Below are 25780 nucleotides of genomic sequence, written 5' to 3'. Positions count from 1 at the left end.
GGCGGACAATCATCTTTGTATCGCGATATTGAGATATGAGGCCTGCACGATGGATCTCGAAGCCTGGTCGGCCCGCTTGAAGGTGCTGGCGGACGCCACCCGCGTCCGCCTGCTGGCGCTGCTCGAACGTGAGGAACTGACCGTGGCCGAGCTGTCGTCGATCACCCGGCTGGCCCAGCCGCGCGTCTCGACCCATCTGGCGCGACTGAAGGACGCCGGGCTGGTGCGCGATCGCCGCGCCGGCGTCTCGGCCTACTACCGCTTCGAGGACACCGGCCTGGACGAGCCCCAGCGCGCGCTGTGGCGCACCCTGCGCGAAGGCAGCGACGACCCGCTGCTGCGCCAGGACGAGGAACGCATCCCCGGCGTGCTCGCTGCCCGCGCCGCCGACGCCAACTGGGCCGACAGCGTGGCAGGCGACATGGAACGGCACTACTCCCCCGGCCGTACCTGGGAGGCGCTGGCGCGCTCGGCGCTGCCGCTGCTGGCCCCGGGCCGGGTACTGGACATCGCCTCGGGCGACGGCGTGCTGGCCGAACTGCTGGCCCCGCACTCGCAGGAATACGTTTGCGTCGACGCCAGCGCCCGCGTGGTCGCCGCCGCCAGCGACCGCCTGCGCCGGTTCGAGCACGTGGCCGTGCGCGAGGGCGACATGCACGCGCTGCCATTCGAGGACGGCCACTTCGATCTGGTCGTGCTGATGCACGCCCTCACCTACGCCAGCCGCCCGGCGGTGGCCGTCGCCGAAGCCGCGCGCGTGCTGCGCCCGAGCGGCCGACTGCTGCTGAGCAGCCTCGCCCGGCACGAGCATCGCGCCGCGGTCGAGGCCTACGGACACGTCAACCTGGGCTTCACCGACCGCGAACTGCGCAAGTTCATGGAGAAGGCCGGGCTGGAGATCGCCACCACGGAAACCGTCACGCGCGAGAAGCGACCGCCGCACTTCGAGGTCATCGCGCTGATCGGGAGGAAACCATGAAGACTTTGCCCTGGCGCGCCCCGGCGCGCGTCGCCCGGCTCGAAGCCGACCTCCGCCGCCGCATCCTGCTGCTCGACGGCGCGATGGGCACGATGATCCAGCGCCACGAGTTGCAGGAAGCCGATTACCGCGGCACCCGTTTCGCCGACGGCTTCGACGCCCAGGCCGCCGCGGACCACGCGCATGGCCCGGGCTGCGGCTGCAGCCGCGACCAGAAGGGCAACAACGACCTACTGTCACTGACCCGCCCGGAGATCATCCGCGGCATCCACGACGCCTACCTCGACGCCGGCTCGGACCTGATCGAGACCAACACCTTCAACTCGACCACGATCTCGCTGGCCGACTACGGCCTGGAGCATCTCGCGCGCGAGTTGAACGAAACCGGCGCCCGCCTCGCCCGCGAGGCCTGCGACGCCGCCGAGGCGAAGGATCCGTCGAAGCCGCGCTACGTCATCGGCGTGCTCGGCCCGACCAGCCGCACCGCGTCGATCAGCCCGGACGTGAATCGCCCCGGCTTCCGCGCGATCTCGTTCGACGAACTGCGCGTCGCCTACCGCGAGGCCGCCGACGGCCTGATCGACGGCGGCGCCGACATCCTCATGGTCGAGACCGTGTTCGACACGCTCAACGCCAAGGCCGCGCTGTTCGCGATCGAGGAAGCGTTCGAGGCCCGCGGCGAGCGGCTGCCGGTGATGATCTCCGGCACGATCACCGATGCCTCCGGGCGCACGCTGTCCGGGCAGACCGCCGAGGCGTTCTGGTACTCACTGCGCCACGCGCGGCCGCTGGCGATCGGCCTGAACTGCGCGCTCGGCGCGAAGGACCTGCGCGCCCACGTCGACGTGCTGGCGCAGGTCGCCGACGCGTACGTGAGCACGCATCCGAACGCCGGCCTGCCCAACGCCTTCGGCGGCTACGACGAGACGCCCGAGGACATGGCCGCGGTGCTGCGCGAATTCGCCGCGTCCGGTCTGGTCAATCTCGTGGGCGGCTGCTGCGGCACCACGCCCGAGCACATCCGCGCGATGGGCCAGGCCATGGCCGGCCTGCCGCCGCGCGCCCTCCCCGACACCGGTGCCGAAGCCGCATGAACGCGCAGCGCATGGACGACGCAATCGCTTCCCTCCCCCGCTTCACCCGCCTCAGCGGCCTCGAACCGCTGGTGATCACGCCGCAGACGAACTTCGTCAACGTCGGCGAGCGCACCAACGTCACCGGCTCGGCGCAGTTCAAGAAGCTCATCCTCGAAGGTCGCCTCGACGAGGCCGTCGTGGTGGCGCGCCAGCAGGTGGAGAACGGCGCCCAGGTGCTCGACGTCAACATGGACGAGGGCATGCTGGATTCCGAGAAGGCGATGGTCGAGTTCCTCAACCTGATCGCCGCCGAGCCCGACATCGCCCGCATCCCGGTGATGGTCGACAGCTCGAAGTTCAGCGTCATCGAGGCCGGCCTGAAATGCCTGCAGGGCAAGGGCATCGTCAACTCGATCTCGATGAAGGAAGGCGAGGCCGAATTCCTCCGCCAGGCTCGGCTGGTGCGCCGCTACGGCGCCGCGGTGGTGGTGATGGCGTTCGACGAGCAGGGCCAGGCCGACACCTGCGAGCGCAAGGTCGAGATCTGCAGCCGCGCGTATCGCCTGCTGACCGAGACGATCGGCTTCCCGCCCGAGGACATCATCTTCGACCCGAACGTGTTCGCGATCGCCACCGGCATCGAGGAGCACGACCGCTACGCCGTGGACTTCATCGAGGCCACGCGCGAACTGAAGAAGCGCTTCCCGCTGAGCCACGTCTCCGGCGGCGTGTCCAACGTGTCGTTCTCGTTCCGCGGCAACGAGCCGGTGCGCCAGGCGATCCACGTCGTGTTCCTGTACCACGCGATCCGCGCGGGCATGGACATGGGCATCGTCAACGCCGGCGCGCTGCCGCTGTACGACGATCTCGACCCCGAACTGCGCGAACGCGTCGAGGACGTGGTGCTGAACCGTCGCGCCGACGGCACCGAACGCCTGCTCGCCATCGCCGACCGGTTCAAGGGCAAGAAGGGCGAAAAGAAGGTCGAGGATCTCGCCTGGCGCAACAAGCCGGTGCGTGAGCGCCTGACCCACGCGCTGGTGCACGGCATCGACCAGTACATCGACATCGACACCGAGGAAGCGCGCCTCGCCGCGTCGCGTCCGCTGGACGTGATCGAAGGCCCGCTGATGGACGGCATGAACGTGGTCGGCGACCTGTTCGGCGCCGGCCGCATGTTCCTGCCGCAGGTGGTGAAGTCGGCGCGGGTGATGAAGAAGGCCGTGGCCTGGCTGCTGCCGTGGATCGAGGCCGAGAAGGCGCGCACCGGCGACGCCGGCAAGTCCAACGGCAAGATCGTGCTGGCGACGGTGAAGGGCGACGTGCACGACATCGGCAAGAACATCGTCGGCGTGGTGCTGGCCTGCAACAACTTCGACGTGGTCGATCTCGGCGTGATGGTGCCGGCGCAGACCATCCTCGACCGTGCGAAGGAAGAGAACGCCGACCTGATCGGCCTCTCCGGCCTGATCACGCCGTCGCTGGAGGAGATGAGCCACGTCGCCCGCGAACTGCAGCGCCAGGGCTTCGCCACGCCGCTGCTGATCGGCGGCGCCACGACGTCGCGCGCGCACACTGCGCTGAAGATCGACCCGCATTACCAGGCGCCGACGGTGTGGGTGAAGGACGCCTCGCGTGCGGTCGGCGTGGCCCAGTCGCTGATCTCGCCCGACCTGCGCACGCCCTTCGTCGCCGCCAACGACGGCGACTTCGCCGAGATCCGCGCGCGCCATCGCAACAAGGGCGACGGCAAGCGGCTGGTGTCGCTGGAGAAGGCCCGCGGCCAGCGCTTCGACGGCGGCTGGGACGACTACGTGCCGCCCGCGCCGCGCACGCCGGGCGTGACCGCGTTCGACGACTACCCGATGCAGGAACTGGTGGACTGCATCGACTGGACGCCGTTCTTCAGCGCCTGGGAACTCGCCGGCAAGTTCCCGGCGATCCTCGACGACGCCGTCGTCGGCCCCCAGGCGCGCGACCTGTACCGCGACGCGCAGGCGATGCTGAAGCGCATCGTCGACGAGCGCTGGCTGACCGCGAAGGGCGTTTTCGGGCTGTGGCCGGCGCAGGCGGTGGGCGACGACGTCCTCGTCACCGTCGACGGCCGCGAGGAAACGCTGCACTTCCTGCGCCAGCAGGTCGACAAGCCGGCGGACCGCCCGGACTTCTGCCTCGCCGACTTCATCGCGCCGCAGGATTCGGGCCGGCAGGACTGGATCGGCGCGTTCGCGGTCACCGCAGGCATCGGCATCGACGCGCATGTGGCGCGCTTCGAGGCCGACCACGACGACTACAACGCGATCCTGCTCAAGGCGCTGGCCGACCGCCTGGCCGAGGCCTTCGCCGAACGCCTGCACCAGCGCGTGCGCACCGAGTTCTGGGGCTACGCGCCGGACGAGGCGCTGGACAACGACGCGCTGATCGACGAGACCTACCGCGGCATCCGCCCGGCGCCGGGCTATCCCGCCTGCCCCGAGCACAGCGAGAAGGCGACGCTGTTCCGGCTGCTGGACGCGCCGGGGCATGCCGGCATGTCGCTGACCGAGAACTTCGCGATGCTGCCCACCGCCGCGGTGTCGGGCTACTATTTCAGCCATCCGAAGAGCCAGTACTTCGTGGTCGGCCGGGTGTCGAAGGAACAGGTCGAGGACTACGCCCGCCGCAAGGGCGTGTCGCTGGCGCAGGCCGAACGCTGGCTGGCGTCGAATCTGGATTACGATCCGGAGTGACGGCGCCGCCCGCGCCCCCCGCTCCGCTCGCCGTGCCCGAGACCCTCGTCCTCTCCCACGCCAACGGTTTCCCGCTGCCGGTCTACCGGCAATTGCTGGACGCGCTGCGCCCCGACTTCGCGGGCACCGGCGTGCTGCGCTTCGGCCACGATCCGGCGCGGCCGCCGACAGTGGGCTGGCCGCACCTGGTCGACGAACTGGTCGAATTCGTCGATACCCTGCCGCACACCGGCGAGCGGCTGTGGCTGGCCGGGCATTCGCTGGGAGGCTACCTCAGCGTCCTCGCCGCCGAGCGCCTGCATCCGCGGGTGTCCGGGATCGTGCTGCTGGATTCGCCGATCATCGCCGGCGTCAGCGCCGCGGCGGTGCGCGTGGGCCGCGCGACCGGCCTGGATCGCCTGTTCATGCCGCTGGACGCCACCCGCCAGCGCCGCCGGCACTGGCCGGATGCCGAGGCCGTGCACGCCCATTACGCCGCGAAGCCCGCGTTCGCACGCTGGGACCCGCGGATGCTGCGCGACTACGCCACGCACGGCACGCAGCCCGACGGCCGCGGCGGCCGCACACTGCTGTTCGACCGCGACATCGAGTTCCGCATCTACCGTTCGATGCCCACGGCGCGGGTCGCGGCCGCGGCCGCGCGCCTGCGCGTGCCGATCGCCTTCATCGGCGGCCGCCGCTCGCGCGAGCTGCGCAACGTCGGCCTCGCCCCCACCCGCGCGGCCGTCGGCTCGCGACTCGCGTGGATCGACGGCAGCCACCTGTTCCCGATGGAACACCCCGACGAGACCGCCCGGCTGATCCGCGCCGCCATCGACGGCATGCGTGCCGCAACCGACACCGACCTCCCCGAGCGACAGCGCGCATGAGCGAACCCGAGACCGCCGACGACGACCGCGGCAACGAAGCCTTCCTGCTGAAGCACGCGGCACCGGGCCGCATCGGCCTGTGCACCGGAGACGAGTGGATCAGCAAGCTCATCCGCAAGGCGCAGGCGCCGCTCACCGCCGACGGCCACCGCAGCCTGTGGTCGCACGCGTTCCTGTTCGGCGAACAACGCAGCGACGGCCACTGGTGGGTGATCGAATCCGACCTCGACCTGCGCACCCGGCAGATGCGGCTGGGCGTGCAGGAGAACCGGCTGTCGCGCTATCACGACGCCGAGGCGTTCCCGAACATCGCGGTGCTCGACTTCGGCCTGACGCCGGAGCAGACACAGCGGGTGGTGACCGCCGCGCTCGACCTGCTGTCGGGCCTGCACCACTACTCGCTGAGCGAACTGGTCGGCACGCTGCTGGCGATGCACAGCACCCGCCTGCGCCAGCGCGACAACCTGCTGTCGAAGGAAGGCGCCTTGTACTGTTCGGCGATGGTGCGGCACTGCTACGCCGCGGCCGGCGTGGACCTGCTGCCCGGCGTCACCGGCAAGAACGTCTCGCCGCACGACATCGCCGCCTCACCGCTGCCGCACGTCGCGCACCGGCTGATCCGCGATCTGGGCGTCTCCCGCCTGCGTCGCATCGCCGGGCGCACGAAGGCACTGCTGAACACGCCGGTGGACGAGTTGTTCTAGCCCGCTTCGACAGCGCGACCCACGCCGATCAGCGCGGCGTCACCACACCAGATCGTCCGGCACCTGGTACTTCGGATCGGCGTACGGATCCTCTTCGGCGGTTGCGTTCGGGTCGACCTTCAGCGCAATCGATGCGGGGAAGATCGCCTCGGCTTCGGCCAGCACCGCGGCGGTCACCAGCAGGTAGCGGCCGTCGAGCTGGACCACGCCGAGGTCGCCGGCGTTGAGCGCCTTCAGCTGCTCGGCGTTGACGTAGATGCGCTTGATCTTGCCGCCGTAGGGGAAATGCCGGGCGATGTCGGCCGCGGCGTCGTTCAGGCCCTTGTCCTTCACGAACTCGGCGAGCTTCGCCTTGGCCTCGCGGCGCAGGCGCGCTTCTTCCTGCTTGATGCGCTCGGCCTCGATGCGCTCTTCCTTCTCGCGCTGGGCGCGGATGGCGTAGGCCTTGGCGAGGTCGATCTCTTCGCGGGTACGCGGCTTCTGCGCCTGTGGTGCGCCCTTGTGCGGGGGGGCGCCCTTCGCGGCGCCGCCGCGATGCGGCTGCGGTTTGCCGCCCGGGCCCGGACGGCCCTGCGCCTGGCCCTGCGGGCGGGCGCCGGACGGGCGTTGCGGCGGCTGCGGCGGCCGGGCGGGTTTCTCGGGCTTGGGCGCGGGCTTGAAGCCCAGCCCCAGCAACTGGTCGCGGAGGGAGTCGCTCATGGCGGCGGCAACGTCAGTAGTGCGGCGGGGGCGGTTCGCTGGCCGGATCGGCCATCAGGTCGCCGCGGTGGGTTTTGAGGTCTTCCAGCACGCGGCGCAGCAGGTCGGCGCTGCGCGCGGCCTCGGCGCGCAGCGCGGCCAGGGCGTCGCTCAGCTCGACCTGCGCCTGCTCCTGGAACGCGAGTCGCGTTTCCAGTTCGACGATGCGTGCGTGCAGGTCGGTGTCGTCGGCGGCCATGGCAGGTCAGCGCGTAGAAGTGAGGATCGAGCGCCCGCGGCCGATGCCGTAGTACGCCAGGCCCGCGGCCTCGACGTCGGCCGGGTCGTAGAGATTGCGGCCGTCGAACACGGCGCCGTCGCGCAGCGCGGCCTTCAGCTTCGCGAAGTCCGGGCTGCGGAACTGCTTCCACTCGGTCACCACGACCAGCGCGTCGGCGCCCTGCAGCGCCTGCGAGGCCTGCTCGCACAGCACCAGGTCGTCGCGCTCGCCGAAGATGCGCCGCGCCTCGTGGCCGGCCTCGGGGTCGAACGCGCGCACGGTGGCGCCCGCGTCCCACAGCAGTTGCAGCAGCGTGCGACTGGACGCCTCGCGCATGTCGTCGGTGTTCGGCTTGAACGCGAGGCCCCACACCGCGAGGGTCTTGCCGCGCAGCGCGCCGGCATCGCCATAGTGGCGGACCATCAGCTCGAACAGGTGTTCCTTCTGGCGATGGTTCACCGACTCCACCGCGTCCAGCAGTTCGGCGCGATAGCCGACCTGCTGCGCGGTGCGCGCCAGCGCCTGCACGTCCTTGGGGAAGCACGAGCCGCCGTAGCCGGCGCCCGGGTAGATGAAATGCCAGCCGATGCGCGGGTCGGAACCGATGCCCTGGCGCACCATCTCGATGTCCGCGCCCACGCGCTCGGCGATGTTCGCGATTTCGTTCATGAAGCTGATCTTGGTCGCCAGCATCGCGTTGGCGGCGTACTTGGTCAGCTCGGCCGAACGCACGTCCATCACCACGATGCGCTCGTGGTTGCGGTTGAACGGCGCATACAGGCGCTTGAGCTTCTCGATCGCCGCCGGGCTGTCGGCGCCGATCACGATGCGGTCCGGGCGCATGCAGTCCTCGACCGCCGCGCCTTCCTTCAGGAATTCGGGGTTCGACACCACGTCGCAGACGACGTCGGCGCCGCGCGCGGCCAGCGCCGCGCCGATCGCCGCGCGCACCTTGTCGGCGGTGCCGACCGGCACGGTCGACTTGTCGACGACGACGGCCGGGCGCGCGAGGTGGGTCCCGATGGTCTTCGCCACCGCCAGCACGTACTGCAGGTCGGCGCTGCCGTCCTCGTCGGGCGGCGTGCCGACGGCGATGAAGATCACGTCACCGTGCGCGATCGCCGACGCGGCGTCGGTGGTGAATTCGAGCCGGCCTTCGGCGAAGTTCGCCTTGACCATCGGTTCGAGGCCGGGCTCGTAGATCGGGATCACGCCGTTGCGCAGGCCCTCGATCTTGGCCGTGTCGATGTCGACGCAGACCACGTGGTGGCCGACCTCGGCCAGGCAGGTTCCGGTCACCAGGCCGACGTAGCCGGTGCCGAAGATCGTGACGCGCATGCGGGCCTCGCTGGATGCTGGTGCTGTGCTTGGGTGTTGCGACTGCGGACGCGATGCGCCCGGGACACCGCCGACAGCGATGCCCCGGGCGCAGACGTGCGATTACGGCTTGACGATCTCGATCAGCTCGACCTCGAACACCAGGGTGGCGTTCGGCGGGATCGGGCCGCCCGGGGTGCCCTGCTCGCCGTAGCCCAGCTTCGCCGGGATCCACAGCTTGTACTTGCTGCCCACCGGCATCAGCTGCAGCGCTTCGGTCCAGCCCGGCACGACCGAGTTCAGCACGAACTGCGCCGGTTCCTTGCGATCGTACGAGCTGTCGAACTTGGTGCCGTCCAGCAGCGTACCGACGTAGTGCACCTTCACCGAGTCGGAGGCCTTCGGCTTCGGACCCTTGCCTTCGGTGATGACCTGGTACTGCAGGCCCGAGGCGGTGGTCACCACGCCCGGCTTCTTGCCGTTCTCGGCGAGGAACTTCTCGCCGGCGGCGAGGTTCTTCTTGCCCTGCTCGGCGGCTTCGGCCTGCTTCTTGGCCATCTCCGCTTCCTGCTTCTTCTGCATCTTCACGGCGAAGGCCTGCATGACCTTCATGGCCTGCTCGTCGTTCAGCAGCGGCTTCTTGTCGGCCATCATGTCGCCGATGGCGCGCTGGATGGTGGCCAGGTCGATGTCGTCCTTCATCGGCTTCAGCGACTTGCCGATGTCCATGCCGATCATGTAGCTGACCTGCTGCTTCTCGGTCGGCAGCTCCGGCACGTTCACCGCGGCGCCGTCCTTGCCGGCTTCGGCGGACTTGGTGTCCTTGCTGCCTTCCGCGGCGGCGTTCTTGTCGATCGGCTTGCAGGCGGCGAGCGCGAGCGCGCAGGTCGCGATGCCGACGGCGAGGGTGAGGTTGCGCGAAACGTTCATCAACAGGGGCTCCTGGGTGGCTGTTCGCCGCAGCGGCGGCGCGATGGTTGTCGGGGGAATGCGGGTGTCGGGATGCGTGCCGATCCGGGACGACCGGACCGGGACGGACGGATCGGGATGGATCAGGGCAGGCCGAGCAGTTCGACCTCGAAGACGAGCGTGCTGCCGGGCGGGATCGGGCCGCCGGGCGTCCCCTGCTCGCCGTAGGCCAGGTCCTGCGGGATCCACAGCTTGTACTTGCTGCCGACCGGCATCAACTGCAGCGCCTCGGTCCAGCCCGGGATCACCGCACCCAGCCCGAATTCGGCCGGCTCGTTGCGATCGTAGGAACTGTCGAACACGGTGCCGTCCAGCAGCGTGCCGCGGTAGTGCACGCGCACGTTGGCGCCGGCGGCCGGCTTCGGGCCGGTGCCCGCGGTCAGCACCTGGTATTGCAGGCCCGACGCCGTGGTCACGACGCCCGGCTTCTTGCCGTTCTCGGCGAGGAACGCCTTGCCGGCGGCGAGGTTGCGGTCGAGCCCGACCTTGCGGTCGGCGGCCTGCTTCGCCTGCATCTTCTGGCTGAAGGCCTGCATGGTGGCCGCGGCACCGGCCTCGTCGAGCTGCGGCGTGCGCCCGGCAAGGACGTCGTCGATGGCGCGCTTGAGCACGGCGAGGTCGATCTCGTCATGGATCGGCTGCAGCGACTTGCCGATGTCCAGGCCGATCATGTAGCTGACCTTGTCCTTCTCGGTGGTCAGGGGCGCAGGCGCGGCCGGGCCGGCGGCCAGGGCGGGAGCGGCGGTGGCGGCGGCGAGCAGCGCGGCAGGCAGAGCGTGGGTGCGAAGCGTCATCGGAGTCCGTTCGGGTCGGGGGATGGTGTCGGGAAGGACGCGGCGGCAGACGCCGGCGTCAGGGGATGTCGAGCAGTTCGACGTCGAACGTCAGCGTGGCGTTCGGGCCGATCGTGGGCGGACTGCCGCGCTCGCCGTAGGCGATCGCCGCGGGGATCCAGAAGCGGTACTTCGCGCCCACCGGCATCAGCGACAGGCCCTCGGTCCACCCGGCGATGACCTGGCCGAGCGCGAACTCGACCGGCTGGCCGCGATCGTACGAACTGTCGAAGACGGTGCCGTCCAGCAGCGTGCCGCGGTAGTGCACGCGGACGCGGTCGCTGGGGCGCGGGCGCGGGCCGTTGCCCTGGCGCAGCACGCGGTATTGCAGGCCGGACGCGGTGGTGATCACGCCCTTCTCTGTGCGGTTCTTCGCCAGGAACGCGGCGCCGGCCTCGGCGTTGCGACGGCCTGCGGTCGCGGCGCGCTCCTTCTCGCGGGCGTCCATCCGCTTGGAGAAATCGGCGCGGATGCGGTCCATGTCCGCCTCGCTCAGCAGCGGCTTGCCGGATGCCATCAGCGTGCGCACGGCCTGCAGGAATACCGGCATCTCGATCTCGTCCTTGATCGGCGCCAGCGAGCGACCGACGTCGGTGCCGATCATCAGGCCGACCTTGTCCTTCGCCACCGCCGGTGGGCGCGCGCCCGGCGGCAGGCCCGGCACCGGGCGGCCGTTGCGTTCGGCGATGCGCTGCATCAGCGCGGTGCCGACCGTGCGGGAATCCTCGTCGGACAGCAGCGGCTGACCACCCGCGAAGGCATTACGGACGGCGCGCTCGAACGCGGCGAAATCCATGTCCGGACCGGAGCTGGCGATCGAGCGGCCGACATCGGCGCCGATCATGTAGCTCACGCGATCCCGGTCGGACGTCGGCGCCACGGCCTTGTCGTCCGCAAACGCCAGACCGGCACTCCACAACGACAGCAGCAGGGCCGCCATCCAGGCGGCCAGGCCGCGTGCACGCACACTCATCGAACTCTCCGGGAAACGGTCGCGATCACCGCCGGGCCTCTGCCGGGCGGACGGTCGTCGGGCCGCACATTGTCGCGGCCGGCGCCGGTGCGGGCAATCGCCGGACGCAGGTTCTTCGGGCGGGTCGTCATCGCGCGGGCGCGGCGGCCGGCACCGGCGCAGCGATCGCCTTCTCGATCGCCTGGATCACTTCCGGCGCATCGGGCTTGGTCCGGCTGCCGAAACTGGCCACGACCTTGCCGTCGCGACCGATCAGGTACTTGTGGAAGTTCCACTTCGGCGATTCGCCCGTGGCCGATTCCAGCGCCTTGTAGAACGGCGTGGCCTCGTCGCCGACCACGTGGACCTTCTGGAACATCGGGAATTTCACGCCGTAGGTGAGCGTGCAGAACTCCTGGATCTTCTTTTCGTCGCCGTATTCCTGGTTCATGAAATCGCCCGACGGGAACCCCAGCACCGCGAATCCGCGCGGCTTGTAGCGCGCATGCAGGGCCTCCAGCGCCTCGAACTGGGGGGTGAAGCCGCACTTGCTGGCGGTGTTCACCACCAGCAGGACCTGCCCGCGGTAGGCGGCCGAGAGATTGACCGGCGTCTTGCCCGCCAGCGGGCGGTAGCTGTAGTCCAGCAGGCTCTTCCCGGCAGCGAAGGCCAGCAGCGACAGCATGGAAAGGCCGGCGACGGCGAGGATTCGGGGCAGCAGGCGGCGCATGGCGGGCTCCGGGCGGGAAAGGCGCCGAGTATGACTTCAGTTGGGGGCGATTGGTTTCCCGGGCACTTGACCGGGCGTGTTTCGGTGTTATAGTTGCATACAACACCAGTCGACAAGTACAGGAGTCCCCCATGCCTCGCAAGCTCCTCCATGCGCTCCGCGGCCTCGGCATCGCGACGGGTGTCATGAGCGTCGGTCTCTTCGTCGGGCTCACCGCCCCGGAGACCGGCACGTCGGTCTCCAGCGCCGTCCCGGACGACGCCGGCACGCCGGTCACCAGCCGCAGCCACCGCCGGGCCCTGGCCCGCGAGTCCCTCGCGCTGCCCTTCTTCTCCTTCGCGCAGACCATGCGCCACGGCAACGGGAGCTGACCCCCCATGAATGCCATCCAGTGGAGCGACGGCGCTCCGATCTACCGCCAGCTGAAGGAACGCGTCGTCGCGATGATGCTCGACGGCCTGCTCAAACCCGGCGACCCCCTCCCCTCGGTGCGCCAGGTGGCCGCCGAGTACCAACTGAACCCCATCACCGTCTCGCGCGCCTACCAGGAACTGGCCGACGAGGCGCTCGTCGAGAAACGCAGAGGACTGGGCATGTACGTCACCGAAGAAGCCGCGAAGAAACTCCTGTCCACCGAGCGCGAGCGCTTCCTGCGCGAAGAGTGGCCGCTGGTGCTCGAACGCATCCAGCGCCTGGGCCTGCGGATGGACGATCTGCTGAAGCCGGCCACCGACGGAGGTGCCGCATGAACGCCGCCGTCCATCCCGTCGTCTCCGCTCGCGGCCTGCGCAAGGCCTACCGCAACAAGCTCGCGCTGGACAGCGCCGACTTCGACATCGCCGCCGGCCGCATCGTCGGCCTGATCGGCCCCAACGGTGCCGGCAAGACCACCGCGCTGAAAGCCGTGCTCGGGCTGATCCCGTTCGACGGCGACCTCAAGGTGCTGGGCCGCGACCCGCGCACCGAGCGCGACGCGCTGATGAACGAGGTCTGTTTCATCGCCGACGTGGCCGTGCTGCCGCGCTGGATCAAGGTGAAGGAAGCCATCGAGTTCGTCGCCGGCGTGCATCCGCGCTTCGACCGCGCCAAGTGCGAACGCTTCCTCGCCAACACCCAGCTCAAGCCCGACCTGCGCGTGCGCGAGATGTCCAAGGGCATGATCGTGCAGCTGCACCTGGCGCTGGTGATGGCGATCGACGCGAAACTGCTGGTGCTGGACGAACCCACGCTCGGCCTGGACATCATCTACCGCAAGGAGTTCTACCGGCGCCTGCTGGAGGACTACTTCGACGAACAGAAGACCATCGTCATCACCACCCACCAGGTCGAGGAGATCGAGCACATCCTCACCGACGTGATGTTCATCCGCGATGGCAAGGTCGTGCTCGACGCGACGATGGAAAGCCTGGGCGAGCGCTACGTCGAGGTGCTGACCAGCGCCGACCGCGTCGAAGCCGCCCGCGCGCTGAAGCCGATCGACGAACGCGCGCTGCCGTTCGGCAAGACCGTGATGCTGTTCGACGGCGTGCCGGAAGCGCAGCTGGCCGCCTACGGCGAAACCCGCATTCCCGGCCTCGCCGACCTGTTCGTCGCCACCATGAAGGGGACCTACGCATGAACGCCACCACCCTCGCCCCCGTGGCCGCGGCCTCGAACGGCTTCGGCCCGGCGCAGAAACTGAAACTGCTGCTCAAGCGGGAATTCTGGGAAAACCGCAGCTTCCTGTGGGCGCCCGCGATCACCGGCATCATCGCCACCACCTTCGCGCTGATCGGCATGATCGTCGCCACGATCTTCATCCAGCGCGCGAAGAGCGAAGGCAACTTCCACGATGGCTTCTCGGTCGACGGCGAGCCGGTCGGCGAGACCCTCGGCGCCATCGGCACCGGCATCTTCGCCAACGGCATGTCGCTGGCGATCCTGGTGACGATCTTCGTGGTGTTCTTCTACGCGCTCGGCTCGCTCTACGACGAACGCCGCGACCGCAGCGTGCTGTTCTGGAAGTCGCTGCCGGTATCCGATGCCCAGGTCGTGCTGTCCAAGGCGCTGTGGGCGCTGGTGCTGGGCCCGGTGATGGGCATGGCGGTGGGCGTGCTGATCGGCCTGGCGATCTGGCTGCTGGCCGGCCTGGCGATGGTCGTCAACGGTCTGCCCGGCGTCTCCGGCTACTTCACCGGCTTCAATCCGTTCCACGTGATCGGCCAGATGTTCGGCACGCTGCCGGTGTACATCGCCTGGTCGCTGCCGACCGTCGGCTGGCTGATGCTCTGCTCCGCCTGGTCGCGCCGCTTCCCGTTCCTGTGGGCGGTCCTGATCCCGCTGCTGGGCTGCGCCATGGCCAGCATGACCGGCCTGATCTTCAGCGCGGTCACCGGCGCCGAGTTCCCGCACGGCAGCCTCTGGTACGTGGTCGTCCTGCGCGGCCTGTGCAGCCTGATCCCCGGCACCTGGTACGTGAAGGCGGCCGATGCCACGGACATCATGTCGATGGCCCAGGACGGGCATGCCGCGGCCAAGCTGGACCTGATGTCGAGCTGGCAGACCTTCGGTACGCTGGACCTGTGGATCGGTGCGGCGGCAGGCGTGGCGATGATCGTCCTGGCCACCCGCCTGCGCCGCTGGCGCGACGAGGGCTGAGGTCCCCGGCCCGGCCCGCGCGGCCGGGCTCCCTCCCGCACACGGTTCCAATCCCCGGTTTCCACCACCGCTTTCCCGAGGTCACCACCATGCGCACCTCCACCCGCCGTTTCGCCTGTGCCCTGCTGCTCTGCCTGCCGCTGATGGCCTGCTCGGACGACACCGCCCAGCCCGCCGCCCAGGGCCAGGAAGAACCCGGCATGCTCGGCAAGGTCGTCCGCGAAGCCACCGACAAGGCCCGCGACGAGCTGGCGACCAACAACATCGATCTCGACGCCACCGGCCAGCCCAAGGCGCAGATCGCGCCGAACGGCGATTTCATCGTCGGCGGCAAGCCGGTCGCCATCGACGACGCCCAGCGCAAGCTGCTGCTGGAATACCGCGCCGGCATCACCGCGATCGCCGCGGCCGGCATCGACATCGGCGTGCAGGGCGCGGACCTGGCCGGCAAGGCCGTCACCGAAGCGCTGGCCGGCGTGTTCACCGGCAAGAGCGACGAAGTCGAGAAGAAGATCGAGGGCCATGCCGAGGGCATCAAGCAGGCCGCCGTGAAGCTGTGCGAGAAGCTCCCGGCGCTGCTCGACACCCAGAACCGGCTGGCGGCGTCCCTGCCCGCCTTCAAGCCCTACGCGTCGATGTCGCAGCAGGACATCGACGATTGCAACAAGGACGGCAACGTCAACCTCAACCTGCCCGGCAGCGTGCACGTCGCGGCGGATGTCGAAGCCGGCGACGCGCGCGGCGACGATGCGGCTTCGGAAGCCGAAGCCGCCGCCACCGAGACGAAGCCGGGCGACGCGGCCGCCGCCAAGCGCTGATCCATCCGGCCAGGCCCGGCGGCGTGCCTCAACCTCCGCCGCCGGCGCCTTCGCGGATGCCACCCTCGGTCAGCGCCGCGGGATCCAGCAGCCGCCGCAGCTCCGCCGCCGACAGGCCGCTGTCCTCCAGCGCCACCTCGAACACCGGACGCCGCTCGCGATACGCCTTCTTGGCGATCGCGGCGGCTTTTTCGTAGCCGATCACCGGATTCAGCGCGGTCACGAGGATCGGGTTGCGCGCCAGCGCGTCGGCCACGCGATCGGGCCGGAACACCAGCCCCGCCACCGCGTCGTCGGCCAGCGCGCGCATCGCATTCGCCAGCAGGCCGATCCCGTCCAGCAAGTCGGCGGCGATCAGCGGCAGCATCACGTTGAGCTGGAAGTTGCCGCTCTGGCCGGCAATCGTGATCGTCACGTGGTGGCCCATCACCTGCGCGGCGACCATGCACACCGCCTCGGGGATCACCGGGTTGACCTTGCCCGGCATGATCGACGAGCCCGGCTGCAGCGCCGGCAGTTCGATCTCGCCCAGTCCCGCCAGCGGCCCGGAATTCATCCAGCGCAGGTCGTTCGCGATCTTCATCAGCGCCGTCGCCAGCGCGTTGAGCTGGCCGGAGAGTTCGACCGCGTCGTCCTGCGCTGCCAGGCCTTCGAAGGTGTCGTCGGCGGGCACGAAGCGCGCGCCGGACAGCACCGACAGCGTCTGCGCGACACGCTTGCCGAATCCCGCCGGCGCGTTGATGCCGGTGCCGACCGCGGTGCCGCCGATCGGCAGCCGGCGCACGCGCTTGAGGCTGTCCTCGATCCGCTGTCGGGCCGAGTCCAGCTGCGACGACCACGCCCCCAGCTCCTGGCCGAAGGTCAGCGGCATCGCGTCCATCAGGTGGGTGCGGCCGGTCTTCACCAGCTTGCGGCCCTCGCGGGCGCGGCGGTCGATCGTGCTGCGCAGGTGCTTGAGCGCCGGCAGCAGGTCCTCGACCACGGCGAGCGTGGCGGCGACGCGGATCGCGCTCGGCACCACGTCGTTGGAGCTCTGGCCGAGGTTCACGTCGTCGTTGGGATGCACCCGGCCGCGGCCGGTGCGCATCGCGAGCGCGGCGATGACCTCGTTGGCGTTCATGTTGCTGGAGGTGCCGGAGCCGGTCTGGAAGACGTCGACCGGGAAATGCGCGTCGTGCTCGCCCTCGGCGACCTCCAGCGCGGCCTTGCGGATCGCCGCGGCGCGGGTCTTGGGCAGCAGGCCGAGGCTGGCGTTGGTCTGCGCGGCCGCGGCCTTGATCAGCCCGAGGGCGCGGATGAAGCCGCGCGGCATCGGCCGGCCGGAAATCCTGAAGTTGCGCCGCGCCCGCTCGGTCTGCGCGCCCCAGAGGGCCGCCGCGGGCACCCGCAGCTCGCCCATGCTGTCGTGCTCGATGCGAAAGGGATCGGGGATGGCGTCCGCCGCCGCGTTGCGCCTGGCCATGGCCGGCCTCCGGGGAGCTGTGGGGGTGGCGGGAGCATACGCCGGGCGGGGTTTACAATGCCCGTTTCCCCACGCCGCGGCCGTCCGCCTCCGCTCGCCATGTCCGAATCCGCGCTCCTCGCCCTCTCGCCGCTCGATGGCCGCTATGCCGGCAAGGTCGACGCCCTGCGCCCGATCTTCTCCGAATTCGGGCTGATCAAGGCCCGCGTCAAGGTCGAGGTGGAATGGCTGCTGGCCCTCGCCGCGGAGCCGGCGATCGTCGAACTGCAGCCTTTCTCCGACGCAGCCGCGGCCCGGCTGCGCGCCCTCGCCGACGGCCTGTCCGTGGCGGATGCAGCCCGGGTCAAGGCGATCGAGCGCACCACCAACCACGACGTCAAGGCGGTCGAGTACCTGATCAAGGAGCGGCTGGCGGACGACGCCGAACTGGCCCCGGCGCTGGAATTCGTGCATTTCGCCTGCACCAGCGAGGACATCAACAACCTCAGCTACGCGCTGATGCTCAACGAGGCGCGGCAGACGGTGCTGCTGCCGACGCTCGACACGCTGATCCAGACGCTGCGCGCGATGGCCCACGAACATGCGGCGTTGCCGATGCTCTCGCGCACGCATGGCCAGACCGCGTCGCCGACCACCGTCGGCAAGGAACTGGCCAACGTCGTCGCCCGCCTGCAGCGCCAGGGCGAACTGCTGGCCGGCGCGCAGATGCCGGGCAAGATCAACGGCGCCGTCGGCAACTACAACGCCCACGTCGCCGCCTACCCGGATGTCGACTGGGCCGCGTTCTCGCAGCGCTTCGTCGAATCGCTGGGCCTGGACTGGCAGCCCTACACCACCCAGATCGAGCCGCACGACGGCATCGCCGAGGTCTGCGACGCGCAGAAGCGCATCGACACCATCTGCATCGACCTGTGCCGCGACGTCTGGGGCTACATCTCGCTGGGCTACTTCAAGCAGGCGGTGAAGGCCGGCGAAGTCGGCAGCTCGACCATGCCGCACAAGGTCAACCCGATCGATTTCGAGAACGCCGAGGGCAACTTCGGCATCGCCAACGCACTGTTCGAGCACTTCGCCGCGAAGCTGCCGATCAGCCGCTGGCAGCGCGACCTCACCGACTCCACCGTGCTGCGCGCGCTGGGCACCGCGTTCGGCCACGCGCTGATCGGCTTCGATGCGCTGTTGCGCGGCCTGAACAAGCTCAGCGTCAATCCCGAGCGCCTGGCCGCCGACCTCGACGCCGCGTGGGAAGTGCTGGCCGAAGCCGTGCAGACGGTGATGCGCCGCCACGGCCTGCCCAATCCGTACGAACAGCTGAAGGCGCTGACCCGCGGCCACGGCATCACCGCCGAGTCGATGCGCGACTTCATCACCGGCCTCGACCTGCCCGCCGACGCGAAGCAGCGTCTGCTCGACATGACCCCGGGCGGTTACACCGGCCTAGCCGAATCGCTGGCCCGCGCCGTCTGAGCGCCGAGCGCATGGACACGCGCCTTGCCGGCATGCTCGCCGCGTCCGTGCTCGTCGCGGCCGTCGCGATGTGCCCCGCGCCGGGCATGGCGTCCGATCCCGCGCGCGACGCCGCCGCGGACGCCTGCATTGCCGCGCATTCCGGCGCGGACTCGATCGATTGCCTGCAGGCGATCGCCGACGCGGCCGATGCCGAGCTGTCGGCGCTGGAAGCCGCGTTCCTCGCCCGCGCGCAGGCGCGCCGGGACGCGGACGACATCGGCGACACGCACCATGGCCTCGCGACGACCGGACTGCACTCCGCCACCCGGGCCTTCGAGGCCTACGTCGAGCATCAATGCCAGGCCGAAGTGGGCCTCAGCGGCGCGGTCGCGTCGGGCAGCGGCCAGATCGACGGGACGTGCCGGATCCGCCTGAAGGACGACCGCATCGCGCACCTGCGGACGCTGCTCGCGCGCGACGCACAGCGCAATGCCGCGTCGTCCGCACCGTCCACGACGTTTTCTCCCTCTCCCTCCTCTCCCGGCTCCCCATGAAACGCACTGCACGCGCGGCCGCCGCGCCCCCGATCGAAATCGACGCCACCGGCAAGGGCCCGCTGGGCATGTCGCCGGCGAAATTCCTGCGCGACTACTGGCAGAAACGCCCGCTGCTGATCCGCAACGCCTTTCCCGGCTACGTCTCCCCGGTATCGCCGGAAGACCTCGCCGGCCTCGCCTGCGAAGAGAGCGCGCTGTCGCGCATCGCCGCCTACGACCGCACGACCGATGCGTGGACCGTGCGCAGCGGCCCGTTCGACGAAGCCGAATTCCCCGGCATGCCGCACCAGGACTGGACGCTGCTGGTGCAGGACGTCGACAAGTGGGACGCCGACATCCGCGCGCTGCTGGACGATTTCGACTTCCTGCCGCGCTGGCGCATGGACGACATCATGATCTCGTTCGCCGCACCGGGCGGCTCGGTCGGCGCGCACATCGACCAGTACGACGTGTTCCTGCTGCAGGGCCTGGGCCACCGCCGCTGGATGATCGACACCGCGCCGAACCCCGACGAGACCTACCTCGACAACGTGCCGCTGCGGCTACTGAAGCACTTCGCGCCGACCCACGACTGGGTGCTGAAGCCCGGCGACATGCTCTACCTGCCGCCGGGCGTGCCGCACCACGGCGTCGCCGAGGATGCGTGCATGACGATCTCGGTCGGCCTGCGCGCGCCGTCCAGCGCGGAACTGCTGGGTGACTTCATCGACACGCTCACCTGCGACGCCGACGAGGCCGTGCGCTACGCCGACCCGGACCTCGCGCCGGCGAAGGACGGCCACGAGATCGACGCCGCCGCGATGGGCCGCGCGATCGAGGCGCTGAACAAGCTGCGCATGCACGATCCGGAACGCCTGGGCGACTGGTTCGGCCGCTTCATCAGCCTGTACCGCAGCGCCGGTGTGCCGCTGGATCCGGATCCGCCGCAGTCGCCCGAAGCGGTCGAAGCTGCGCTGCAGCAGGGCGCCGTGCTGGCACGCCATCCGTGGACGCGCGCCGCATGGCGCCGCAGCACCGAATCCAGGCGCATCGGCAAGCTCTACATCGGCGGCCGCGTGCATGCGCTACCGCTCGCCGACGCGCGCGCGCTGGCCGCGGCGCAGCAACTGGACGCCGACGGCTACGCTGCGCTCTCGCCCGACAGCCGTGCGCTGGTGCTCGACCTGCTGGGCGAAGGCCATTACCACCTCGCCGTCGAGGACGACGGCGGCTTCGACGGTGACGAGGACTGACATGAGCGAGCGCACGTTCCGGATCGAACCCGTCGACTACGCCACCGGCGTCGACGCCCTGCGCGCGGTGCGCGAACCGGTGTTCGTGCAGGAACAGCAGGTGCCGCTGGCGCTGGAGTGGGACGAACTCGATCCGCTGTGCGTGCACGTGATCGCGCGCGACGCCGACGGCCGCCCGATCGGCACCGGGCGGCTGACGCCGGAGCGGAAGATCGGCCGGATGGCCGTGCTGCCGGACTGGCGCGGCCACGGCGTCGGCGATGCGCTGCTGGTCGCGCTGCTCGACGAGGCCCGCACGCGGCGCTGGCCGGAAGTGACCCTGCACGCGCAGGTGTCGGCGATCGGCTTCTACGCGAAGCACGGTTTCGTACCGGTCGGCACGCGGTTCATGGAAGCCGGCATCGAACACCAGACCATGCGCCGCCGGCTGGGCGGCGCGACCGAGATCGACAGCCGCGAGGCCGCCGCGGCCATGGTCTGCGCGATCGCCGCCGGTGCCCGTCGCGAGTTGTCGATCTACACCCGCGCCCTCGACCCGGGCCTGTTCGACGTACCCGAAGTGCTCGAAGCCCTGCGCAAGCTCGGCACCCGCCGGCAGCGCGTGGACGTGCGCGTGCTGCTGCAGGACGCGGCGTCGGCGCAGCGCGCACACGCGCCGCTGATCGGCCTCGCCCAGCGCCTGCCCAGCGTGTTCGCGTTCCGCGAGGTGAGTGATCCGGCCGATCGCGGCTACGCCTCGGCCTACGTCGTCAACGACGACGGGGGCTGGTATTTCCGCACCCTCGGCAATCGGTTCGATGGCGAGGCGGCGATCGACGACGGCGGCCGCGCCAGGCAGCTCGCGGAGAGCTTCCAGCCGGTGTGGGAACGCGCCCGGCTGGTCACCGAATTCCGCGCGCTGGGGCTGTGACGCCCACCGGGCGCCGGCTCAGCCGCGGGTGAGCGGCGTCGGCGCCAGCGCGACCTCGAAATGCACCTTGCCGCCGTCCTGGCGGATCGACAGCAGTTCCGGCCGCGTGCCGGCGCCGTCCAGCGCGCGCAGCGCGTCGGACACGGTGCGGTTGCTGTCCGCGGTGCCGAGCAGCGTGACCTTCTCGCCACCGTAGCGGACGTCGGTGATGGTGCACTTCGGCGGCAGCAGCGCGGCCAGCCGGTCGCGGATGGCCGCCGGTGCGGCCATGCCCGCCGGGACCGCCTGCGGCGGGGCCACCGACAGCACCGCCATCGTCGGCGCGGGCGGCGCGGCGGCCGCCGCGGCCTGCGCATCGCGCAGCACCAGCGGGGAATCGGTGAGCGCGAACTCGACGTAGCGACGCGACAGGTCGCTCGACCGCCCGCCGCGGACGACGTCCTTCGGCGCGTCCGGGTTGCGGGAGGCACCGGCGATCCGCCCCAGCAGGGTGTCCATGTCGGTCGTCGGCGCGGAATAGCGGATGCGGACCTTGCCGTCGCCGACTTCGACCTGTTCCACCGTGGTGCCGGCCGGGGCCATGGCTTCGATGCGGGCGCGGATCGCCGCCTCCGGCAGGTAGCGGCGGGCGTCTGCGTCGCGCTGCGCCTGCATGCGCGCGGCGTCCTCGGCCGCGATCTCGTCCAGCGGGCGCTGGAAGGCCTGCACGTCGCGCGGCTTCCAGCCCGGGTCGCCGGCCAGCCGCGGCCAGTGGACCTCGCCGGTGAAGGTGCCGGTGGGGATCGGCAGGTCACGGCAGCCGTCGCCGCACCAGACGGTGATGCCGACCGTCTTCAGGCCCTTGAACTCGCCGATCACCGAACCGTCCTCGCCGCGGGTGAGGCGCATCGGTCGCAGTTCGCCGCGCGGCAATTCCAGCCAACCGGCCTTGCAGGTCATGCCCGTGCCGGGGGACAGGATCCGGACCAGTTCGGTTTCGGGCCCCAACCGGGCCAGTTCGACGTCGTACGCGGCTTGGCCATGGGCGGCGACGTAATCCGTGCGCTCACGTTCGGACAACAGGTGGTACCAGCGCCGATAGCGCGGCTTCTCGAATTCGCGGATCACGTCGAGGTGCTGCCGCACCCGGTCTTCGGCGATCTTCCAGCGCAGTTCGAATACGCCGGGCGCGGTGCGACGGATGGCGACCGCCTGGATCTGTTCGATCGGCACCCGGTTGCCGTCGGGCTTGCGGAAGGCTTCCTCCATCGCGCCGGCCTGCGACCCCTTCCGCTCCGGCGGCAGCGAGACCTGGTAGATGCCGTCGAGGTTCGGGCAGCCGTAGGCGTCGACCGCCAGCGCGGCCCGGCCGGCGCGGTCGATCCCGCCCACGTTGTCCCCGCAACCGGCCAACGCCGTCAGCGCGTACACCGTCACCGCTGTCACCGTTGCATGTCGAAATCGCCGCATGCGCATCCCCCCGTTCGATGCGCGGACCATAGCAGCGAATGCCGCGTTTTCCCGGCCTGGACCGCGCCGGTATCGCCGGACGCACCGTCCGGCGCAGCGCGCCGCACCCCGCGGACGGATGCCGGCGGATGGGCGTGCGACCAATGTCGAAGCAACGACAGGCCTGCCGGGGGAGTTGCGGTGGTGCGCTGCGGCGAAGCCTCCGGCTATAATTCCGGTTCTTTCGCCGCAGGTCCGCCGTGCCGGCAGATTTCCCGGCGGATCAAGCGCTTATCCTCTCCCGCGCCACCCCACCTCCGAGTGTGATCCCCGAGTGGACAGTCTCCTGAAGCAGTTCGCCCAGTCCTCCCAGCTTGGCGCCAACGCCGGCTACATCGAAGACCTCTACGAGCAGTATCTGGTCGCTCCCGACAGCGTCGGCCCGAAGTGGAAGACCTACTTCGACGGCATCCGCGGCCGCGATGGCCAGGACGTCCCGCATTCGGCGGTCATCGACGCCATCGCCGAAGCCGGTCGCCAGGCCGCTCGCGGCGTCGCCGTCGCCCCGGCCACGGCCGGCGACGAGCGCGAACGCGCGGTCGGCCGCCTGATCACCGCCTACCGCGCCCGCGGCCACCTGGCGGCGACGCTCGACCCGCTGGGCATGATGGACAAGCCGGAGGCGCCCGATCTCGAACTCGCCTTCCACCGCCTGAGCGAACGCGATCTCGGCGACGAGTTCAGCACCGGCGGCGTCGCCGGCCAGCCGCGCATGAAGCTGCGCGACCTGCTGGCCCTGCTCAAGACGACCTACACCGGCAGCATCGGCGCCGAATTCATGCACATCACCGATGCCGAGCAGCGTCGCTGGATGTACGAACGCCTCGAAACCGCCGGCGGCCGCTACGACCGCAGCGCCGACGACCGTCGCCGCATCCTGGAGCGCCTGACCGCCGCCGAAGGTCTGGAGCGCTACCTGCACACCAAGTACGTCGGCCAGAAGCGCTTCTCGCTGGAAGGCGGCGACGCGCTGATCCCGCTGCTGGACGTCACCATCCGCCGCGCCGGCGCCGACGGCGTCAAGGACGTCGTGCTGGGCATGGCCCACCGCGGCCGCCTCAACGTGCTGGTCAACACGCTGGGCAAGCCGCCGCGCAAGCTGTTCGACGAATTCGAGGGCAAGTTCGAGCACGACGAGCACGCCCACGCCGGCGACGTGAAGTACCACATGGGGTTCAGCGCCGACGTGCAGACGCCCGGCGGCCCGGTCCACCTCGCCCTCGCCTTCAATCCGTCGCACCTCGAGATCGTCGACCCGGTGGTCGCCGGCAGCGTGCGCTCGCGCCAGCAGCGCCGCGGCGACAAGGCCCGCCGCCAGGTGCTGCCGGTGCTGATGCACGGCGACGCCGCGTTCGCCGGCCAGGGCGTGGTGATGGAACTGTTCCAGATGTCGCAGGCCCGCGGCTTCGCGGTCGGCGGCACGATCCACATCGTCATCAACAACCAGGTCGGCTTCACCACCAGCGAACGCCAGGACGCCCGCTCCACGCTGTACTGCACCGACGTGGCGAAGATGGTCGAGGCGCCGGTGCTGCACGTGAACGGCGACGACCCGGAAGCGGTCGCGTTCTGCGCCGAGCTGGCCTTCGACTTCCGCCAGCGCTTCGCCAAGGACGTGGTGATCGACCTGATCTGCTACCGCCGCCACGGCCACAACGAGGCCGACGAGCCGGCGGCGACGCAGCCGCTGATGTACCAGACGATCCGCAAGCACAAGACGCCGCGCGAGCTGTACGCCGAACGCCTCGCCTCCGCCGGTGCGCTCGCGGCCGCCGATGCGCAGGCGCTGGTCGACGACTACCGCCGCAAGCTCGACGACGGCGTGGTCACCACCGAACTGGCCGCCAGCAACCCCGACGCCTACGCGATCGACTGGTCGCAGCTGCTGGCCGGCAAGCTCTCCGACCCGGTCGACACCCGCGTCGACCGCGCGAAGCTCGACGGGCTGGCGAAGGTCATCAACACCGTGCCCGAAGGCGCGACCCTGCATCCGCGCGTCGCCAAGATCTACGAGGACCGCGCGAAGATGAGCGCGGGCGATCTGCCGGGCGACTGGGGCTTCGCCGAGAACCTCGCCTACGCGGCGCTGCTGGCCGAAGGCTTCCGCCTGCGTCTGGTGGGCCAGGATTGCGGCCGCGGCACGTTCTTCCACCGCCACGCGATCCTGCACGACCAGAAGACCGACGACGACCACATCCCGCTGCGCCAGCTGGTGAAGACGGCCGAGGACGTGACGATCATCGACTCGCTGCTCAGCGAGGAAGCGGTGATGGCGTTCGAGTACGGCTACGCCACCGCCGATCCCATGACCCTCGACATCTGGGAAGGCCAGTTCGGCGACTTCGCCAACGGCGCGCAGGTGGTGATCGACCAGTTCCTGTCCTCGGGCGAGGCCAAGTGGGGCCGCCTGTGCGGTCTGGCGCTGTTCCTGCCGCACGGCTACGAAGGCCAGGGCCCCGAGCACAGCTCGGCACGCCTGGAGCGCTTCCTCCAGCTGTGCGCGCTGCAGAACATGATCGTCTGCACGCCCACCACCCCGGCGCAGGCGTTCCACATGATCCGCCGGCAGATGCGCATGAAGACGCGCAAGCCGCTGGTGGTGATGACGCCGAAGTCGCTGCTGCGCCACAAGCTGGCGGTGTCGACGCTGGACGAACTGGCGAACGGCGGCTTCCAGCACCTGATCCCGGACAGCCACGCGAAGGATGCGAAGTCGGTGAAGCGCGTCGTGGTCTGCGGTGGCAAGGTCTACTACGACCTGCTGGAAGACGCCCAGAAGCGCGGCCAGACCGACGTCGCCATCATCCGCATCGAACAGCTGTATCCGTTCCCGCGCGAGGCCCTGTCCACCGAGCTGGCGCGCTACGGCAAGACCGTGCCGGTGGTGTGGTGCCAGGAAGAGCCGATGAACCAGGGCGCGTGGTACCAGATCCAGCACCACCTGCGCGCCTGCCTGCAGGAGAAGCAGTCGGTGCACTACGCCGGCCGCGCCCGCTCGCCCTCGCCCGCCGTCGGCCACTTCAACGACCACGTCGAGGAGCAGCAGAAGCTGATCGCCGACGCACTGGTGAACCCGCTCAACGGCGTGCTCGCCGACGAATGATCCCCGCC

General features: G+C 70.1%; 24 protein-coding genes. 15 read left to right on the top strand and 9 right to left on the bottom strand.

Annotated features, from left to right (window positions below; all coding sequences use genetic code 11):
* The first annotated feature begins 49 nt into the window (after positions 1-49).
* From ACT53R_RS07425 to ACT53R_RS07405, 5 genes are read left to right on the top strand one after another with little or no spacing between them, the layout of a single operon-like run.
* Positions 50-979 (top strand): ArsR/SmtB family transcription factor, encoded by a 930-nt coding sequence (locus ACT53R_RS07425; protein WP_476171219.1) that lies wholly within the window; start codon positions 50-52, stop codon positions 977-979.
* Positions 976-2073 carry a homocysteine S-methyltransferase family protein gene (locus tag ACT53R_RS07420; protein ID WP_476171218.1) on the top strand — a complete coding sequence of 366 codons (1098 nt, stop codon included), beginning with the start codon at positions 976-978 and terminating at the stop codon, positions 2071-2073. The genes ACT53R_RS07425 and ACT53R_RS07420 overlap by 4 nt, the downstream gene beginning before the upstream one ends.
* A gap of 11 nt (positions 2074-2084) precedes the next feature.
* Positions 2085-4784, top strand: a complete 2700-nt coding sequence (gene metH, locus ACT53R_RS07415) for a methionine synthase (RefSeq protein WP_476171354.1) — start codon at positions 2085-2087, stop codon at positions 4782-4784.
* A complete protein-coding gene (locus ACT53R_RS07410) occupies positions 4781-5653 on the top strand; it encodes an alpha/beta fold hydrolase (RefSeq protein ID WP_476171217.1) in 873 nt (290 codons plus the stop codon). The genes metH and ACT53R_RS07410 overlap by 4 nt, the downstream gene beginning before the upstream one ends.
* Complete coding sequence (locus tag ACT53R_RS07405; RefSeq protein WP_476171216.1) at positions 5650-6357, top strand: hypothetical protein; 708 nt, start codon at positions 5650-5652, stop codon at positions 6355-6357. Before ACT53R_RS07410 ends, ACT53R_RS07405 begins: the two co-directional genes overlap by 4 nt.
* A gap of 39 nt (positions 6358-6396) precedes the next feature.
* On the opposite strand, the gene ACT53R_RS07400 is transcribed toward ACT53R_RS07405, so the two are convergent.
* The 7 genes from ACT53R_RS07400 to ACT53R_RS07370 all read right to left on the bottom strand — a co-directional run bounded on the left by ACT53R_RS07400 (position 6397) and on the right by ACT53R_RS07370 (position 12116).
* A complete protein-coding gene (locus tag ACT53R_RS07400) occupies positions 6397-7056 on the bottom strand; it encodes a DUF2058 domain-containing protein (RefSeq protein WP_476171215.1) in 660 nt (219 codons plus the stop codon).
* 13 nt (positions 7057-7069) lie between these two features.
* A complete protein-coding gene (locus ACT53R_RS07395) occupies positions 7070-7294 on the bottom strand; it encodes a SlyX family protein (RefSeq protein WP_476171214.1) in 225 nt (74 codons plus the stop codon).
* Positions 7295-7300: 6 nt separating this feature from the next.
* The gene (locus tag ACT53R_RS07390) at positions 7301-8653 is read right to left on the bottom strand and encodes a UDP-glucose dehydrogenase family protein (protein WP_476171213.1); all 1353 of its coding nucleotides are present in this window, start codon (positions 8651-8653) and stop codon (positions 7301-7303) included.
* Between the two features lie 102 nt (positions 8654-8755).
* Positions 8756-9562, bottom strand: a complete 807-nt coding sequence (locus ACT53R_RS07385; RefSeq protein WP_476171212.1) for an FKBP-type peptidyl-prolyl cis-trans isomerase — start codon at positions 9560-9562, stop codon at positions 8756-8758.
* Between the two features lie 122 nt (positions 9563-9684).
* Positions 9685-10395: an FKBP-type peptidyl-prolyl cis-trans isomerase gene (locus ACT53R_RS07380; protein ID WP_476171211.1), complete on the bottom strand. Its 711-nt coding sequence runs from the start codon at positions 10393-10395 to the stop codon at positions 9685-9687.
* A gap of 58 nt (positions 10396-10453) precedes the next feature.
* The gene (locus ACT53R_RS07375) at positions 10454-11407 is read right to left on the bottom strand and encodes an FKBP-type peptidyl-prolyl cis-trans isomerase N-terminal domain-containing protein (RefSeq protein ID WP_476171210.1); all 954 of its coding nucleotides are present in this window, start codon (positions 11405-11407) and stop codon (positions 10454-10456) included.
* A 127-nt stretch (positions 11408-11534) separates the two neighbouring features.
* A complete protein-coding gene (locus ACT53R_RS07370) occupies positions 11535-12116 on the bottom strand; it encodes a glutathione peroxidase (protein WP_476171209.1) in 582 nt (193 codons plus the stop codon).
* Between the two features lie 131 nt (positions 12117-12247).
* Here ACT53R_RS07370 and ACT53R_RS07365 point away from each other — a divergent pair, with 131 nt between their 5' ends.
* The 5 genes from ACT53R_RS07365 to ACT53R_RS07345 all read left to right on the top strand — a co-directional run bounded on the left by ACT53R_RS07365 (position 12248) and on the right by ACT53R_RS07345 (position 15571).
* On the top strand, positions 12248-12487 hold the full coding sequence (locus tag ACT53R_RS07365; protein WP_476171208.1) for a hypothetical protein: 240 nt from the start codon (positions 12248-12250) through the stop codon (positions 12485-12487).
* A gap of 6 nt (positions 12488-12493) precedes the next feature.
* Positions 12494-12865, top strand: a complete 372-nt coding sequence (locus ACT53R_RS07360; RefSeq protein ID WP_476171207.1) for a GntR family transcriptional regulator — start codon at positions 12494-12496, stop codon at positions 12863-12865.
* Positions 12862-13734: an ABC transporter ATP-binding protein gene (locus ACT53R_RS07355; protein WP_476171206.1), complete on the top strand. Its 873-nt coding sequence runs from the start codon at positions 12862-12864 to the stop codon at positions 13732-13734. The genes ACT53R_RS07360 and ACT53R_RS07355 overlap by 4 nt, the downstream gene beginning before the upstream one ends.
* Positions 13731-14753 (top strand): ABC transporter permease, encoded by a 1023-nt coding sequence (locus ACT53R_RS07350; RefSeq protein ID WP_476171205.1) that lies wholly within the window; start codon positions 13731-13733, stop codon positions 14751-14753. The genes ACT53R_RS07355 and ACT53R_RS07350 overlap by 4 nt, the downstream gene beginning before the upstream one ends.
* A gap of 89 nt (positions 14754-14842) precedes the next feature.
* Positions 14843-15571: a DUF2884 family protein gene (locus ACT53R_RS07345; RefSeq protein WP_476171204.1), complete on the top strand. Its 729-nt coding sequence runs from the start codon at positions 14843-14845 to the stop codon at positions 15569-15571.
* A 28-nt stretch (positions 15572-15599) separates the two neighbouring features.
* Here the strand turns inward: ACT53R_RS07345 and ACT53R_RS07340 are convergent, their stop codons facing one another.
* Positions 15600-17033, bottom strand: a complete 1434-nt coding sequence (locus tag ACT53R_RS07340; protein ID WP_476171203.1) for a class II fumarate hydratase — start codon at positions 17031-17033, stop codon at positions 15600-15602.
* 99 nt (positions 17034-17132) lie between these two features.
* Here ACT53R_RS07340 and purB point away from each other — a divergent pair, with 99 nt between their 5' ends.
* Genes purB through ACT53R_RS07320 form a run of 4 tightly spaced genes read left to right on the top strand, consistent with a single transcriptional unit; the run spans position 17133 to position 21181 of the window.
* Positions 17133-18500: an adenylosuccinate lyase gene (gene purB, locus ACT53R_RS07335; protein ID WP_476171202.1), complete on the top strand. Its 1368-nt coding sequence runs from the start codon at positions 17133-17135 to the stop codon at positions 18498-18500.
* Between the two features lie 11 nt (positions 18501-18511).
* Complete coding sequence (locus ACT53R_RS07330) at positions 18512-19036, top strand: lysozyme inhibitor LprI family protein (protein WP_476171201.1); 525 nt, start codon at positions 18512-18514, stop codon at positions 19034-19036.
* Positions 19033-20271 (top strand): JmjC domain-containing protein, encoded by a 1239-nt coding sequence (locus tag ACT53R_RS07325; protein ID WP_476171200.1) that lies wholly within the window; start codon positions 19033-19035, stop codon positions 20269-20271. The genes ACT53R_RS07330 and ACT53R_RS07325 overlap by 4 nt, the downstream gene beginning before the upstream one ends.
* 1 nt (position 20272) lies before the next feature.
* Entirely contained in the window at positions 20273-21181 is a 909-nt protein-coding gene (locus tag ACT53R_RS07320; protein ID WP_476171199.1) for a GNAT family N-acetyltransferase, read from the top strand.
* Positions 21182-21199: 18 nt separating this feature from the next.
* On the opposite strand, the gene ACT53R_RS07315 is transcribed toward ACT53R_RS07320, so the two are convergent.
* Positions 21200-22606: a PilN domain-containing protein gene (locus ACT53R_RS07315; RefSeq protein WP_476171198.1), complete on the bottom strand. Its 1407-nt coding sequence runs from the start codon at positions 22604-22606 to the stop codon at positions 21200-21202.
* Between the two features lie 337 nt (positions 22607-22943).
* On the opposite strand from ACT53R_RS07315, the gene ACT53R_RS07310 reads away from it, so the two are divergent.
* The gene (locus tag ACT53R_RS07310) at positions 22944-25772 is read left to right on the top strand and encodes a 2-oxoglutarate dehydrogenase E1 component (RefSeq protein WP_476171197.1); all 2829 of its coding nucleotides are present in this window, start codon (positions 22944-22946) and stop codon (positions 25770-25772) included.
* Positions 25773-25780 lie beyond the last annotated feature (8 nt).

Source organism: Lysobacter sp. DMC104 (assembly GCF_056313665.1).
Note: the sequence above shows the minus strand (reverse complement) of the source record. Positions and strands in the feature narration are given on the sequence as shown.